The following is a 16,518-nucleotide window of genomic DNA, read 5'->3' as shown; positions in this document are numbered from 1 at the left end:
GCCTTTGTCTTCATTACCGTTACTCGCTTCGGATAGCTCCCCATGACCGCCCATCGAATTGGTTTCCTGATTTGGCCCAGCACAAAAGCCCTGACGCTTGCGCTGGCTGAGGAGGCCTTGCGCGTTGCCCAGCGGGTGCATCCGGAAGTGGTCTACGAGCTGTCATTCCTGCTCGCCGAGCCCGCCACCGAAGGCGCCTGGCAACTGCCGGGCGAGCCATGGGCCGGCAAGCTGGAAGGGTTCCAGAAGCTGTTCCTGCTGGCGGACGAACCGCCCACCGTCATCGCTTCGCAACTGAGCACCGCCCTCAAGCAGCTGGTGCGCGCCGGTTGTGTGATCGGCGGCCTGTCGGCGGGGGTCTACCCGCTGGCCCAGCTCGGCCTGCTCGACGGTTATCGCGCCGCGGTGCACTGGCGCTGGCAGGACGATTTCGCCGAACGTTTCCCCAAGGTCATCGCCACCAGCCACCTGTTCGATTGGGACCGCGACCGCCTCACCGCCTGTGGCGGCATGTCGGTGCTCGACCTGCTGCTGGCAGTACTGGCCCGTGACCATGGCGCCGAACTGGCTGGCGCCGTCTCCGAAGAACTGGTGGTCGAACGCATCCGCGAAGGCGGCGAGCGTCAGCGTATTCCGCTGCAAAACCGCCTGGGTTCCAGCCATCCCAAGCTGACCCAGGCGGTTCTGCTGATGGAAGCCAATATCGAAGAGCCGCTGACCACCGACGAAATCGCCCAGCACGTGTGCGTGTCGCGACGACAACTCGAACGCATCTTCAAGCAATACCTCAATCGCGTCCCCAGCCAGTATTACCTGGAACTGCGCCTGAACAAGGCCCGCCAGATGCTCATGCAAACCAGCAAGTCGATCATCCAGATCGGCCTGTCCTGCGGCTTCTCCTCGGGGCCGCATTTCTCCAGCGCCTACCGCAACTTCTTCGGCGCCACCCCCCGCGAAGACCGCAACCAGCGCCGCAGCAGCAGCCCGTTCGAACTGTCCTCGGTGCCCGCCGAGCGCGGTTGAGCCGGTTCACTCCTCCTGTGGTTGAGCCTGGGGAGACGGCAGTGGATTGCCGTGTTCGTCTTGAGTGGCTTCGATCACCTGGAACTCGTTGCCCGTGCGCTGGAAGTAGCGCCTGAGCAAGTCCAGGCTTTCGGGCGACAGCGGGTTGCCGCTCAGGTCGCTGTCATCGTGAAACACAGGAATCATTTCCAGCAGGTCGGGCGGAATCTCCGTAATCAGGTTGTCACTCAGGTCCAGGGTTTGCAGTTCGGTCAGTTGGAACACCCCTGCGGGCACCGTGCTGATGTGGGTGGCGCGCAAATGCAGTGCCACCAATTGGCTCATGCAGCTGACGTCAGGAGACAACGTCAGCGGGTTGTCGCAAAGGTCGAGAAACTCCATTGCGCTCAAGTCCGCGATGGCCCGTGCACTGTCTGCTGTCAAGGTGATTGCACACTCGTTCATTTCCAGGCTGGAGAGCTTGGGCAGGTTGAACAGCGCAGTGGGCAGGGTCTGCAGCTGGCAGCGGCGCACATTCAGTGTCTGCAAGTTGGGAAAGCAACGCAGCGTGCCGTCCAGCGACGTGGTCGTGCCGTCGCCGTTCATTTCGAACCGTGAGATATGTTCAAGCCGTGCACTCAGCTGTGGCAACGCGCCCATGATCGGTGTATCGAGGTTCAGGCTGTGGGTGAGTTCATCGTCGAGGCTTTCATCGTCTTCTGCGCTTTCGCGGCGCCATGCCTGCTCCAGCAGTGTTTTGAAAGCACGTCGTTGCAATTGCTCCCGGGCTTGTGTGTCCTCATCCAAGGGGATGTCCAGGATGGGATGGCGTTGCGGAACGTCCAGGACCCAGTGCTCCAGGTCCGTCGTCAGTTGTTCATACTCGGCTTCCAGGTGCGTCAGGTAGGCGGCGACCTCATCCATGTGCCCGGGTAGCGTGAAGACAAACCGGTCCGCTTCTTTTTCCAACAGCAGCGGGTACAGCGCCTCGACCCTTTCACGTTCGGTCGTCGGGCTTTGGGCGTTGAAGAATTCACCGGTGCGTTGGCAGTAGGCCTTGATCAGGTCCAGGCTGCGGCGCGACAACGGGTTGGAATAGAGGTTGAAACGGTAGGTGGCGCTGACAGGCAGCGTAAAGCTGGCCTCGGGCAGTTCGGTAATGGCGTTGTGGCTGAGGTTGATGGCCATCGGGCGGTCCTGGGTCAACAAGCCCGGAGGAACTTGTCGCAGGCCGTTGCCTTGCAGCGAAATATCCTTCAAGTGGGCCAGGCGCTGAAAGTCCACCACCAGGCCCAGAGGGTTGTAGGACAGGTCCAGGTGCTCCAGGCGCGTCATCCCCGCGAGTGCATTCCTGCTGGTCTGCGACAGTGTGATGCCGCAGCGCGTCAGGCCCAGGTGCGTGAGCTTGGGCAGGTCGAACACCGAGGCGGGAATGTCCCCCAGCTGTGCGTTCTGGATACTGAGAATGTCCAGTGCAGTGAAGCTCTTGAGAAAGGCCTCCGGCTGCATGGGGGCGCCGTTGCCTTCAAGGCTCAGGTAACCGATGTGGTTGAACTGTGCGCTCAGTGTCGGCAGGTCGCCGGCCAGGGCTGCGGGCAAGTTCAAGGCATGGATCAAGCGCGTATCCTGGGGTGTTTCCCGGCGCCAGCTGTTTTCCAGCACGCGGTGCAGCGACTGACGCCTGGCGTGTTCCAGCCCGGAGAGTCCCGGAGCACTCGACCAGCCTGTCAATTCGCTCTGCAAGGTCTTCAGCTCGTCTGCCAGCCGTGCCAGTTCGCGCCGCCCGGCTTCGATGTCGCCCGGCAGGCTGAAGATGAATTGATTGAGGGCATCATGACTGAGCGAGGGATACAGCAGGCGCGCGTCTCGTTGGTCAACCTCGGCAGCGTCGGCCTCCCAGTGGATGCCATGCTGTTGGTAATAGGCTTTGATGCGCTCCAGTGTGGGCTGCGTAAGCGGGTTACCCGAAAGATCGAAACGTTGGCTGGCCGCAGGTGGCAGTTCAAACAGGCTCGGCGGCAGTTCGCGCAGTTGGTTGCCGCTCAAAAAGACAGTCTCCAGGTCGGGCAGGTTGAGCAGGCCCACGGGCATGTGCTCAATGCCCGTCTCGGACAGGTCCAGGTCTTGCAGGTCACGCATGGCTTGAAGGTCTGGCACTTGCCCCAAGGGGTTCTGATGCAGGTTGAGCCCCTGCAGGTCGCTCAGGGCGGCCAGGCGCGCGGCGCTGGCGGTGCTGAGGGTGATGCGACAGTTATCCAGGCTCACGATGCGCAGATGGGGCAGGTTGTTGATTGAGGGAGGGAGGTCGCCGAGGGGGATGTCCCTGATTTCGAGGTGGCGCAGGCTTGGAAAGGCCTCGATAAAACGCGCAACCCCCAACGTGCCGTCGGCGCCGATCAACGTCAGGGAGGAGACGTGTATCAGCGGGTGATCGAGCGTCGGCAGTTCGCCGAGGATCGGCCACCTCAAACGCAGCGTGAAGCCGTCGCGCGCCGGGTCCTCGTAGTAGTTGTCAGCCTCGGTTTCCCGACGCCAGCAGCGCCGCAGTTGCTCGGCGATATGCGCGCGGTTTTGTCGCTCATAACGACGCCGGCTCGGGCTCAGCGGTGTGCCAGTGTCGGGATGTTGCGAGGGCAGGGTGCGTTGCCAGGTGGCCAGCGACGTGTCCAGGTCCTGATATTCGGTTTCCAGCAAGGCGAGTGCCGCGCTGGCGTCGCCGGGAGGCGCGGCCAATTGGTCGATCAACTGCTGCGCTTGTTGCTCGTTCAGAATCGGAAACAGGCTGCGAGCGCGTTGCAACGGCGTCGCAGGCTGGGCCGGGGCAGCAGGTTCTGCGGTGTAGCCCTCGGTGTTGCCGAGCAGGCGCAGGGTTTCGAGGTGCACAGGGCGCGATTGAGGGGTGTCCATCTGGGCACGTACCACTTCGCGTGGCAGCGGCTGGTGTGCCAGGCGTCTTCGCAGCTCGGGGCTGTCATGGATGTCGATGTTCAACGCCTGGCGTTGCTTATCAGGCAGGGCGTGGAGGATCGCGCTGTACAGGTCGGTTTCCCCGGACAAGGTTTGGCTGCCGTCATGGGGCACGTACAGGCCGGAACCCAGGCGCACCAGTGTGCGACGGATCGGGGCATCAGCCGGGCCGATGCTGTTCCACAAGGCCCCTTCGTGGCGGTGGTGGCGTGCGTCCAGCCGGACTTGATCCGACCAGCCAGGTTGCAGCCGCAGGGAGTTGAGGATCAGCCGATCGCTGTCGACACTGCGTTGTGAGGTGAGATACAGGCCCTCATAGGCCCGATTGAGGCGCACCTCATCCAGGGCTGCCTGGGCCAGCTCCGCCAGGCGCGCAGGCGTGCGGCGTTGGTCGAGGATTTCGAGTTCAGCACCGCTGGCATCGCCTGCCAGTCGCTGCGCCACGCTGACGGGTAGGCCGGCCGTGGTGTGCTGAATCTGCCGCGCGTCAGGTGTTGGCACAGAGGGCAGGGCGCCATAGCGGGAGTCGAACAAGGCCGCACGTTGGTGTTCGGCCCTTTGCGCCAGTGTTTGACGCAGTTGCCGGCTGCGAACGTCCAGGCTCAACTGCGGGTCGCCGATGCGTTCGTCGAATTGAACGCGTAGTTCATCCGGGGTGAGGCTCTGGAGGATGGTCTTGAGCAAGTCGCCGTTTTTCAACTGCGCTTCATGGATTTGCACCCGGGGTTTGCGCGTGTCACCAAAGGACCAGGTGACCTGGCCCCGGCTGTCAAGAAACAGCAGTGACTTCTCTTTCGGCCAGTTGCCGTAAGTGGTCAGCAGTTGCAATGTGTCCTGGGGGTCGATGCTGCCGTATACCGCCGGGTCGTCGCTGCGCAAGCTGTCGATCAGGCGTGTGAGGTCACGGTCTATGCGCAGGCGTGCAAGGCTGTCGTCCAGCAAGGGCGGCAGGGGCAGGCTGTTGACGTGCACCTTGCGCAGGGCGTCTTCCTGTACGCCACTGATGCCCAGGGCCTGTTCACGGTCTGCCAGGCTCAACCCCTCGGCATTGTGGCCCAGGCGCTGCAGCAGGGTGCTGCGGTCCCATTGCAGGGGGCGCTCCAGTTCGGTGTGCCAGATGCCTGCGCCGTTATGCCGAACCAGGGGTTGATAGGCCTCTGGGCGTGTGGGGTGTTTGAGGCGGTAGTGCGTACTGTGTTCAACCGGTTCCACGGCGTACAGCTTGTCATCCAGGGGCAGGATCAATTCGCCACGCACGGTGTGCAAACCGTGTTCGTTGATACCCAGGCGAGGTGGCACGCTGAGGTCGCGTTGATAGGCGCTGAGGTCGGGTTTCCAGTAACGTCTGTTGCCGTTGGCGAGGGTCACCGGTTTGAAGCGGTCGATGAACGCCACCACCTGTGTCGGTAGCACCTTGCGCAGTTCGGCGATGCCGATCGTGCTGCCCACGCCGAAGGCACCCAGTTCCACCAGGGATTGCAGCACACCCATCAAGTGGGTGAAGGCCTCCCGCGTAGTGTTTTCTGCCCAGTCGATGACGCCCTCGAATACCTCGTCGAGCAGTTGATAAGCCATATAGCCCAGCATCAACTCTCCCAGTCCCGGAATAAACGGGGCGACTATCAGTAAGGCTGCGTTGAGGATGGACGACGCGACATTGACGAACGAGTCCCACAGCGCCCAGCGGGCATTGCGGTCGACGTCGGCCGTCGACACGGCCTGGGTTCGCGCATCGTTGAGAATCTGGTTGAGCCTTTGCTGATAGGCGTGTTGCCACGGCTCACCCTGGATCACGTCTGCGGCAAAGCGCAGCCTGGGGTCATCGGTCGGCTGATTGCGCCACGGCGCCAGGTTGCTGCCACGCTCGGGCGGGTGCCAGGTGACTCGGCCCAGGCGCTGGCTCAGGTCGGCAAAAAAGCGCCCACGCTGGTCATGGGCGACGAAACGGCTGAAAAAAGCCTGGTAGTCGGTGCTGCGCAACTGCTGCGTGAGGGCCTGCTTGAACGCCAGTGGCGATGCATATTCCTTGAGCGGATGCTGCGGGTCGTCCGGTATATAGGCCAGCAGGCGCTGCACGGAGCGGGTGTGTTCCAGGTCGGGGGCGAGCAGCAGGATGCCGGTCAGCGGCACGTCCATCATCGTTAAAGCGTGGCAGCGCAGCGCCAGGTTGCCCAGCTTCAGCGTGGGGCGACCTTCCAGCAGTTCTTGCACCTGCTGTGCAAAGTCGTCACCGATGTCGCCCCGCGCACGGGCCAGTTGCAGGGCCGCCCGCAAGGCCGCTTTCTGGCTGACGGTGACCTTATGCTCAAGCACCGCTGCGCTGACAGGTTCGTCGAGGCCCAGTTGCTCGCGCAAATAGCGTTGGTAGCGCGCGCCGATATCCAGTTCGCGGCACAGGCGGGTGAAGATGCTCACACTGATTTTTTCGCGGATCCCGGGCAGCGTGTCGAACTGGCCGGTATCGGAGGGTGTGGTGATGAACGTCGAGGCGGGTTCGAAGGCGCCTTCAAGGGTTTCGTCGTGTTCGAAGTTATGCAAGGCCGCGTCCAGCAACGACACGGTCCAGGTGCGCGCAGCCCCGGAAGGGATCGAAAACCAGGGGGTGTGCTGGGGGATGTACAGGCGCAGAAACACGGTTTCACTGTTGAGGTTCAGGCCGTGGCGCGTTTTCAGGGCCTCTTCAAGTACCTGACGGGCAAAGTCCTTGGGACCTTTGACGTGTTTGAGTGCGTCATCCACTGCATTTTGAGCGTTCCAGTGCTCCGCGTTCAGGCGCTTGAGCGCGGCGTTGGCGGGCAACGGCCGGGGTTGGGCGCGGGCCAGGGCGTGCTGTTTGGCGCTGGAGGCCTTGCCTATCCAGCTTGGGATGGCGTTTCGGAGAAGCTGGTAGTGGCTGTCGGGCTGGCGGGAGGAGGAGGGTGTGCTCATGCTCAATCTCTGATGGCAGGAAAGCACATCAGTAGATCAGCGTGTTTCACCCCGTCGGCTCTAGATAGTTAGTTTAAACTGCGCCATTGCGATGGTATTTGTCGCATTGGCGTAAACCCGCCAAAATCGCGGGTTGGCGCTATAAGAAGTTGTCGCTTGGCGACAAGGCTGCACTGAAAACTGTCCTTACAATCCCTGCATCGCCCGCCAGTTCCAGGCAGGCGTTCCTCTTCAGGAGACTACGATGTCCGTTGAGCAAGCCCCGGTGCAACGTGCCGATTTCGACCAGGTCATGGTGCCTAACTACGCACCTGCCGCCTTCATCCCCGTGCGTGGCGAAGGTTCTCGTGTATGGGACCAGGCGGGGCGCGAGCTGATCGACTTTGCCGGCGGCATCGCGGTCAACGTGTTGGGCCACGCCCATCCGGCGCTGGTCGGCGCGCTGACCGAACAGGCCAACAAGCTGTGGCACGTCTCCAACGTCTTCACCAATGAGCCGGCCCTGCGCCTGGCCCACAAGCTGATCGACGCCACCTTTGCCGAGCGCGTGTTTTTCTGCAACTCCGGCGCCGAGGCCAACGAGGCCGCGTTCAAGCTGGCCCGTCGCGTTGCGTTCGACCGCTTCGGTACCGAGAAGTACGAGATCATCGCCGCGCTGAACAGCTTCCACGGCCGTACCCTGTTCACCGTCAACGTTGGTGGCCAGTCCAAGTACTCCGATGGTTTCGGCCCTAAAATCACCGGCATCACCCACGTTCCTTATAACGACCTGGCGGCGCTCAAAGCCGCTGTGTCGGACAAGACCTGCGCCGTGGTGCTGGAGCCGATCCAGGGCGAAGGCGGCGTGCTGCCGGCCGAACTGGCTTACCTGCAAGGCGCCCGTGAACTGTGTGATGCCAACAACGCGCTGCTGGTGTTCGACGAAGTGCAGACCGGCATGGGCCGCAGCGGCCACCTGTTCGCCTACCAGCATTACGGCGTAGTGCCAGACATCCTCACCAGCGCCAAGAGCCTGGGCGGCGGTTTCCCGATTGCGGCCATGCTCACCCGTGAAGACCTGGCCAAGCACCTGGTGGTCGGCACCCACGGCACCACCTACGGCGGCAACCCGCTGGCGTGCGCGGTGGCAGAAGCGGTGATCGACGTGATCAACACCCCTGAGGTATTGGCCGGCGTGAACGCCAAGCACGACCTGTTCAAGGCGCGCCTGGAACAGATCGGCAAGCAATACGGCATCTTCACCGAAGTGCGCGGCATGGGCCTGCTGCTCGGTTGCGTGCTGAGCGATGCGTACAAGGGCAAGGCCAAGGACGTGTTCAACGCGGCCGAGAAAGAAAACCTGATGATCCTGCAAGCCGGCCCGGACGTGGTGCGTTTTGCCCCAAGCCTGGTGGTGGAAGAGGCGGACATCAAGGAAGGCCTGGACCGTTTTGAACGTGCTGTGAAAGCGCTGACGCAAGCTTGATACACCGTTTGGCGTCCGAACGATCGGGCGCCGAACACACATTCAAAAGGCCGGACTGGATCAAATGTGGGAGCCGCTTGTGTGGCGAGGGAGCAAGCTCCCTCGCCACACAAGCCCGCTCCGAATCAGAATCTGTCCGGCATTTTTTCCTCTGCAAGTTTTCGAGTTAAGGAGTGACACCATGCTGGTGATGCGCCCCGCGCAAATGGCTGATCTGGGCGAGGTACAGCGTCTGGCTGCGGACAGCCCGATTGGTGTCACCTCCTTGCCGGACGATGTGGAACGCCTCAGCGACAAGATCGCCGCCAGCGAAGCGTCCTTCGCGGCCGAGGTGAGTTTCAACGGTGAAGAAAGCTATTTCTTCGTGCTCGAAGACACCGAGAGCGGCAAGCTCGCCGGCTGCTCGGCCATCGTCGCTTCGGCCGGTTATTCCGAGCCGTTCTACAGCTTTCGTAACGAGACCTTCGTGCACGCCTCCCGCGAGCTGAAGATCCACAACAAGATCCACGTGCTTTCCCAATGCCACGACCTCACCGGCAACAGCCTGCTCACCAGTTTCTACGTGGTGCCCGAGCTGGTCGGTTCGCCGTGGTCGGAACTCAATTCCCGTGGCCGCCTGCTGTTCGTCGCCAGCCACCCCGAGCGCTTTGCCGACTCGGTGGTGACCGAGATCGTCGGCTACAGCGACGAGAACGGTGACTCACCGTTCTGGGACGCCATCGGCCGCAACTTCTTCGACCTCAACTACGCCGCCGCCGAGCGCCTGTGCGGGCTGAAAAGCCGTACCTTCCTCGCCGAGCTGATGCCGCATTACCCGATCTACGTGCCGCTGCTGCCGGACGAAGCCCAGGAAGCCATGGGCCAGGTGCACCCGCGTGCGCAGATCACCTTCGACATCCTGATGCGCGAAGGCTTCGAGACCGACCACTACATCGACATCTTCGACGGTGGCCCGACATTGCACGCACGGGTCTCGGGCATTCGCTCCATCGCCCAGAGCCGCGTGGTGCCGGTGAAGATCGGCGAGATGGTCAAGGGGGCCGGCCGCCAGTACCTGGTGAGCAACGGGCAGTTGCAGGATTACCGTGCGGTGATGCTGGAGCTGGACTACGCGCCGGGCAAGCCAGTGACCCTGGACCTGGCCGCCGCCGAGGCCCTGGGTGTTGGCGAAGGCGCGAGTGTGCGCCTGGTCGCGGTTTAAAGAATTGAGTGTCGCGGGTGGCTGCCAGGCAGCGGCCCGTCTGAGGAGATAGCATGATCGTTCGTCCCGTACGCAGCAGCGATTTACCGGCCCTGATTGATCTGGCGCGCAGCACCGGCACCGGCCTCACCACCTTGCCGGCCAACGAAGAGCGCCTGACCCATCGGGTTGGCTGGGCGGAAAAAACCTTTCGCGGCGACGCCGGGCGTGGCGATGCCGACTACCTGTTCGTGCTGGAAAACGACGAAGGCCGCGTAGTGGGCATTTCCGCCATCGCCGGTGCCGTCGGCCTGCGTGAGCCCTGGTACAACTTCCGGGTGGGCCTGACCGTCAGCGCCTCCCAGGAACTGAATATCTACCGCGAGATTCCGACGCTGTTTTTGGCCAACGACCTCACCGGCAACTCCGAGCTGTGTTCGTTGTTCCTGCACGCCGATTACCGCACCGGCCTCAACGGCCGCATGCTGGCCAAGGCACGCCTGCTGTTCATCGCCGAATTCCCGCAGCTGTTTGGCAACAAGATCATCGCCGAGATGCGCGGTGTGTCCAACGACGCGGGGCGTTCACCGTTCTGGGAAAGCTTGGGCCGTCACTTCTTCAAGATGGAATTCAGCCAGGCGGATTACCTCACCGGCGTGGGCAACAAGGCGTTTATCGCCGAGTTGATGCCGAAGTTTCCGCTGTACAGCTGCTTCCTGTCCGAAGACGCGCGCAACGTGATCGGCAAGGTGCATCCGGACACCGAGCCGGCGCTGAGCATGCTCAAGAGCGAAGGTTTCAGCTACCAGGGCTATGTCGATATCTTCGACGCCGGCCCGGCCGTGGAGTGTGAAACCACCAAGATCCGTGCGGTGCGCGACAGCCAGTCGCTGGTGTTGGCCATCGGCACGCCGGGGGACGACGCCACGCCGTTCCTCATCCACAACCGCAAACGCGAAGAGTGCCGTATTACCGCCGCACCGGCCCGCCTGGCAGCGGGCACTTTGGTGGTCGATCCGCTGACCGCCAAGCGCCTGCAACTGGTGGTGGGTGATCAAGTGCGTGCCGTACCGTTGTCCGCTGCTCGGGAGTCCAAGTAATGAATTCGCTGTATATCGCAGGTAGCTGGCTGGCTGGCCAGGGTGAACTGTTCGAATCGCGCAACCCGGTGACCCAGCGGGTGCTGTGGGCGGGCAATGGCGCCACGGCCGAGCAGGTTGAATCCGCCGTGCAGGCCGCGCGCCAGGCATTCCCGGCCTGGGCCAGGCGCCCGTTGGAAGAACGCATCAGTGTGCTGGAAACCTTCGCTGCTACCCTGAAACAACGCGCCGATGAAATCGCCTATTGCATCGGTGAAGAGACCGGCAAGCCGCTGTGGGAGTCGGCCACCGAAGTCACCAGCATGGCCAACAAGATCGCCATCTCGGTGCAAAGCTACCGCGAGCGTACCGGCGAGAAGAGCGGCCCCCTGGCCGACGCCACTGCCGTATTGCGCCACAAGCCCCACGGCGTGGTGGCGGTGTTTGGCCCCTACAACTTCCCGGGTCACTTGCCCAACGGGCACATCGTGCCGGCGTTGCTGGCGGGTAACACCGTGCTGTTCAAGCCCAGCGAGCTGACCCCCAAGGTTGCCGAACTGACCGTGCAATGCTGGATCGAAGCCGGCCTGCCGGCGGGTGTGTTGAACCTGCTGCAGGGCGCGCGGGAAACCGGTATCGCCCTGGCGGCCAACCCGGGTATCGACGGGTTGTTCTTCACCGGTTCCAGCCGTACCGGCAACCATCTGCACCAGCAATTTTCGGGACGTCCGGACAAGATCCTGGCCCTGGAGATGGGCGGCAATAACCCGCTGGTGGTGGATGAAGTGGCTGACGTGGATGCGGCGGTCTATACCATCATCCAGTCGGCGTTCATCTCGGCAGGCCAGCGTTGCACCTGTGCGCGCCGCCTGCTGGTGCCGGAAGGCGCGTGGGGCGATGCGCTGCTGGCGCGCCTGGTGGCGGTCAGCTCGACCATTGCAGTGGGCGCGTTTGACCAGCAACCCGCGCCGTTCATGGGCTCGGTGATTTCCCTCGCGGCAGCCAAGGCACTGATGGAAGCCCAGGAATTGATGTTGGCCAACGGCGCGGTCGCGTTGCTGGAAATGACCCAGCCCCAGGATCAGGCGGCGTTGCTGACCCCAGGCATCATTGACGTGACCGGCGTGACCGAGCGTGAAGACGAAGAGCTGTTCGGCCCGCTGCTGCAGGTGATCCGCTACACGGGTTTCGAAGCGGCGATTGCCGAGGCCAACAACACGCAATACGGCCTGGCGGCGGGCTTGTTGTCGGACTCCGAGGCGCGCTACCAGCAGTTCTGGCTGGAAAGCCGGGCGGGGATCGTCAACTGGAACAAACAGCTGACCGGCGCCGCCAGTACCGCGCCGTTTGGTGGGGTAGGGGCCTCGGGCAACCACCGCGCCAGTGCGTATTACGCGGCGGATTATTGCGCGTACCCGGTGGCGTCGTTGGAGACCCCAACCTTGGCGGTGCCAGCAACCCTGACCCCTGGCATTACGCTGATCTAAAGGTGGGGCTGATTTGTGTGGGAGCAGGCTTGCCTGCGATTGCATCACCCTGGTCCAACTGACGGACCGAGGTGTCTGCATCGCCGGCAAGCCAGCTCCTACAGTTGATTGGGTTTACAGATAGAGAGTTGCGGTGATTTAAGCGTCGCAGCTGATGCCTATAAAAACAGATGTTCGTGGAGCCTCGCCGATGAAATCCTATGAAGTCAATTTTGACGGTCTAGTGGGGCCGACCCATAACTATGGCGGTTTGTCCTTCGGCAACGTCGCGTCCCAGAGCAACAGCCAGCAGCATTCCAACCCCAAGGAAGCGGCGTTGCAGGGCCTGCAGAAAATGAAAGCCCTGATGGACATGGGCTTTGTGCAAGGCGTATTGGCGCCCCAGGAACGTCCTGATGTGGCCGCCTTGCGCAGCCTCGGTTTCAGCGGCAGCGACGCCCAGGTGATCCAGCAGGCCGCCAAGCAAGCCATGCCGCTGCTGGTGGCGAGCTGCTCGGCGTCGAGCATGTGGGTGGCCAACGCCGCCACGGTCAGCCCGAGTGCCGACACCTTTGACGGCCGCGTGCATTTCACCGCCGCCAACCTCAACTGCAAATACCACCGCAGCATCGAGCACCCGACCACCAGCCGCGTGCTGGGCGCGATGTTCGCCGATGGGAAGCACTTCGCCCATCACGCCGCCTTGCCGGCCGTGGCGCAGTTTGGTGACGAAGGCGCCGCCAACCACACGCGTTTCTGCCGTGAGTACGGCGAGGCGGGCGTTGAGTTTTTCGTGTTCGGCCGCAGTGCGTTCGACCCGCGCTACCCGGCGCCGCAGAAGTACCCGGCGCGCCAGACCCTTGAAGCGTCCCAGGCCGTTGCACGCCTGCACGGGCTCAAGGACGACGGCGTGGTCTACGCCCAGCAGAACCCGGCGGTGATCGATGCCGGCGTGTTCCACAACGACGTGATCGCGGTGGGCAACGGCGAAGTGCTGTTCTATCACGAGGACGCGTTCCTCAATACCGAACAGATGCTGGGCGAACTGCACGCCAAGTTGGGCAAGCTGGGCGGCAACTTCCAGTCCGTTTGCGTGCCGCGCGCCCAGGTCAGCGTCGAGGACGCCGTGCGTTCGTACCTGTTCAACAGCCAGTTGCTCAGCCGTGCCGATGGCTCGATGCTGTTGATCGTGCCGGAAGAATGCCGCGCCAACGAGCGCGTCTGGCAGTACTTGCAGGGCCTGACCGCTTCCGGTGGGCTGATCCGCGAAGTGAAGGTGTTCGACCTCAAGCAAAGCATGCAGAACGGCGGCGGCCCGGCGTGCCTGCGCTTGCGCGTGGCGTTGAATGAAACGGAACTGGCGGCGGTGAATCCAGGGGTTATCATGACGGCGCCGTTGTACGAAACGCTGACCCAATGGGTAGGCAAGCATTACCGGGACAGCCTGCGCGAAAGCGACCTGGCTGACCCGCAGTTACTGCTTGAATGCCGGACGGCACTGGATGAACTGACGCAAATCCTTAAACTGGGCTCGGTTTATCCTTTCCAGATCAATTAACGCCATACGGCTGAGAACTATAGTTATGACCACCGACACCCTGAAGCTGATCCTTGAAGACACCGACGGCACCCAGCTGGAAACTTCCTGCACCCGCGTCGCGGTGGTGTGGCAGGGCAAGGAGATCTGGATCCAGCACGACGGCCGTGGCCAACTGCTGATCGGCGTGGACGTGGAAGAAGGCGACGCCGAGTACGCCAACCTGCTGATGCGCCCGCTGGCCACCAACCTGATGAGCCTGCAACTGGAAATGGAACCGGCCGACGTTGAAGGTGACGACGACGATCACGTCCACGGTCCAGGCTGCAACCACTAAGGAAGCTGCTTATGCTCGCCCTCGGCAAACTGCTTGAACTGACCCTCGCCGGTCGTGAACCGGCGCAAAAAATTCAACTGACTGTCGACGGCGTGCAGATGCGCTGGCTCAGCGAGGGCGCGCTTGAAGTACGCCCGCCGCAGGGCCGTGACAACGGCAGCGACTTGCTGCTGTCGTCTGGCATCCATGGCAACGAAACCGCGCCGATCGAACTGCTCGACCGCCTGTTGCATGGCATTGCCCGTGGGGAGATCAAGCCCCGCAACCGCATCCTGTTCCTGTTCGGCAACCCCGAGGCCATGCGTCGCGGCGAGCGTTACCTGGAACTGGACGTCAACCGGCTGTTCAACGGGCGTCACGAACAAAACATCGGCCCGGAGGCCATGCGCGCCGCCGAGCTGGAGCAACTGGCCCGCACCTTCTTCAGCCTGCCGGGCCGTTCGCGCCTGCATTACGACCTGCACACGGCGATTCGTGGTTCGAAGATCGAACAGTTTGCGCTGTACCCGTGGAAGGACGGGCGCCAGCATTCACGCCGCGAACTGGAACGCCTGCGTGCCGCCGGCATGGAAGCGGTGTTGTTGCAGAACAAGACCTCGATCACCTTTACCGCATTCACCTACGAGCAACTGGAGGCTGAAGCCTTCACCCTGGAATTGGGCAAGGCGCGGCCGTTCGGGCAGAACCAGGGCGTGGACGTGTCCCGCCTGGAAACCCGCTTGAAGCAGATCATCGAAGGCACCGAACCTGAGGTGTCCAGCCTGGATGGCCTGCAACTGTTTGCCGTGTCCCGTGAAGTCATCAAGCACAGCGATGCTTTCCTGATGCACTTGCCGGCGGATGTGGAAAACTTCTCTCCGCTGGCCAAGGGGTATCTGCTGGCGGAGGACGTGGCCAAGACCCGCTGGGTGATTGAGGAGGAAGGCGCGCGGATCATCTTTCCCAACCCGAAGGTCAAGAATGGCCTGCGGGCAGGGATTCTGATTGTGCCTTGCTCGGATGCGGCGCTGGGCTAGTCGCCTTTCTTGCTCGAAAAGTAGCTGCTGCGCAGCGGCAGTCCGAACTCCTTGCGAATGCCATTTTCGGTGAAGGCTTCGGGGTTGGTCTGTGTGGGCGGCGTCGCAGGGTTGAAGTCGAAGTCAAAAGGCTCCATGGCAATGGGCAGGCCCACGGCCTGACGCTCTCGGTTGGGCGTCTGTACGGTTTTGCTCCCTTCTGTTTCTGCGGTCTCGCCAGGGACTGCGGTGCCGGTCACAGCGTTGTAGGCGTGACACAGCTCGTGATACAGCCCGATGATCGGCAGCAGACCTGACGGGCTGAAGTTCGGGTTGTATTTCACCAACCCCCCGTAGGCCGGGGTGCCAGGTTGACCGCTGCGAAGGACGGGTTCCTCTGTTGTGGAGGACAGCGTGAACGACGCGTTCGCCATTTCAAAGAACTCAATTCGCACCGGTTGCCCGCCCTTTCGTGCCGCAGTATCCAGCGCCAGCAACAGCTGTTGCCCATTGGGTGAGAGGCGAAACAGTGCAAGGTCTGCCTCTACGCGCGCGATGAAATCCGCCGTGCCCTCGACCCGTACGCCGGTTTTACCGGCGTCACTGGCAGCCACCAGCGTGTGATTGACGGCATGGGGATCGTCAGGCATCAGCACCGCCATGATCTGTTCGACACTGGGTAAAGGCAGGGTGTTGAGTTTTTCCAGCATCCACTCACGGCGTTGAGCATTGCTGATGGCGACCATTTTCGTATCCGGCTGGCTGTATACCGTGTCGATCGGTTTTAGCCGACTGACAAGGTCATGCCCCTGGCCGGGGTAGATGACATGGGTGCCAGTGCCGGCATTGATGGCGTCGTTGCCGTCACCCCCACTGAGAATGTTATGCCCGCTGCCGCCGGTGATGACATCATCGCCGGGGCCGCCGTCGATGAAGTTCAACCCGCTGCCTGCTTGAACACGGTCGTCGCCCAGGCCGGCATAAACCCGGGTGTTCTCAGCGCTGGAAATGTGGATGCTGTCATCGCCGCTGCCGGCGTCCAGGTTGCAGATGCCCGAGGTGACTTTAACGGTATCGTTACCCTCGCCGGTCAAGAGGGTAGTATGCCGACCGCCGACATTCAGGTAGTCATCTCCGGAACCTGAGTTGATAACGACGGGGTTTTCTATGCCATCGTCCAGGTGCAACGTGTCTGCGCCCTCACGGGTAGTGAGGATGAGGGTCTGTTGTCTGGATGAAGGGATGATCCGGTAGAGCGTGTTGGCCACATGGAGATGTAACTGATCGCCCTCGGTGGTGAGCCAGAGCGAGTTTTGCTCGGCCTTGAAGGTAAACCGCAGCAGGTCGTCCAGCGGGGGCTTGCGGTTAAGCGTGCGCAACCTGACGCGCACGACGTTCAGGTGATTGTCCTGGTAGACCATTTTTTCCGACGATAAAGGCAGGATGGGCTCCAGTCCCAGGTCGTTGAGGGACGGGCAGCCACCGTATATGGCATAGGTGTCGCTGGGGGTGTCAGGCACAAAGTGGGGGCGAGTCATGGTCGTGCAGGCCTCATGTGAGTG

Annotated in this window: 10 protein-coding genes; 8 read left to right on the top strand and 2 right to left on the bottom strand. The window is 62.4% G+C overall.

The window, feature by feature from the left end:
• Positions 1–42: 42 nt before the first annotated feature.
• On the top strand, positions 43–1,023 hold the full coding sequence (gene argR, locus M2394_RS15855; RefSeq protein ID WP_259173104.1) for a transcriptional regulator ArgR: 981 nt from the start codon (positions 43–45) through the stop codon (positions 1,021–1,023).
• A 6-nt stretch (positions 1,024–1,029) separates the two neighbouring features.
• Here the strand turns inward: argR and M2394_RS15850 are convergent, their stop codons facing one another.
• Complete coding sequence (locus M2394_RS15850) at positions 1,030–6,897, bottom strand: dermonecrotic toxin domain-containing protein (RefSeq protein WP_259173103.1); 5,868 nt, start codon at positions 6,895–6,897, stop codon at positions 1,030–1,032.
• 244 nt (positions 6,898–7,141) lie between these two features.
• Between M2394_RS15850 and M2394_RS15845 the strand changes: the two genes are divergently transcribed.
• From M2394_RS15845 to astE, 7 genes are all read left to right on the top strand, one after another.
• Positions 7,142–8,362 (top strand): aspartate aminotransferase family protein, encoded by a 1,221-nt coding sequence (locus M2394_RS15845; RefSeq protein WP_178925474.1) that lies wholly within the window; start codon positions 7,142–7,144, stop codon positions 8,360–8,362.
• Between the two features lie 181 nt (positions 8,363–8,543).
• Positions 8,544–9,563 carry an arginine/ornithine succinyltransferase subunit alpha gene (gene aruF, locus M2394_RS15840; RefSeq protein ID WP_176997960.1) on the top strand — a complete coding sequence of 340 codons (1,020 nt, stop codon included), beginning with the start codon at positions 8,544–8,546 and terminating at the stop codon, positions 9,561–9,563.
• Positions 9,564–9,616: 53 nt separating this feature from the next.
• The gene (gene astA / locus M2394_RS15835; protein WP_178925476.1) at positions 9,617–10,642 is read left to right on the top strand and encodes an arginine N-succinyltransferase; all 1,026 of its coding nucleotides are present in this window, start codon (positions 9,617–9,619) and stop codon (positions 10,640–10,642) included.
• A complete protein-coding gene (gene astD, locus M2394_RS15830; protein ID WP_259173102.1) occupies positions 10,642–12,108 on the top strand; it encodes a succinylglutamate-semialdehyde dehydrogenase in 1,467 nt (488 codons plus the stop codon). The genes astA and astD overlap by 1 nt, the downstream gene beginning before the upstream one ends.
• A 190-nt stretch (positions 12,109–12,298) precedes the next feature.
• Positions 12,299–13,645 (top strand): N-succinylarginine dihydrolase, encoded by a 1,347-nt coding sequence (astB, locus tag M2394_RS15825; RefSeq protein ID WP_178925480.1) that lies wholly within the window; start codon positions 12,299–12,301, stop codon positions 13,643–13,645.
• Between the two features lie 25 nt (positions 13,646–13,670).
• The gene (locus M2394_RS15820) at positions 13,671–13,961 is read left to right on the top strand and encodes a hypothetical protein (protein WP_003214319.1); all 291 of its coding nucleotides are present in this window, start codon (positions 13,671–13,673) and stop codon (positions 13,959–13,961) included.
• A gap of 11 nt (positions 13,962–13,972) precedes the next feature.
• A complete protein-coding gene (gene astE / locus M2394_RS15815; protein WP_178925482.1) occupies positions 13,973–14,977 on the top strand; it encodes a succinylglutamate desuccinylase in 1,005 nt (334 codons plus the stop codon).
• Here astE and M2394_RS15810 read toward each other — a convergent pair.
• Positions 14,974–16,494: a M91 family zinc metallopeptidase gene (locus tag M2394_RS15810; RefSeq protein WP_259173100.1), complete on the bottom strand. Its 1,521-nt coding sequence runs from the start codon at positions 16,492–16,494 to the stop codon at positions 14,974–14,976. The genes astE and M2394_RS15810 overlap by 4 nt on opposite strands.
• Positions 16,495–16,518: the final 24 nt, after the last annotated feature.

Source organism: Pseudomonas sp. BIGb0164 (assembly GCF_024810135.1).
Lineage (GTDB): Bacteria > Pseudomonadota > Gammaproteobacteria > Pseudomonadales > Pseudomonadaceae > Aquipseudomonas.
Note: the sequence above shows the minus strand (reverse complement) of the source record. Positions and strands in the feature narration are given on the sequence as shown.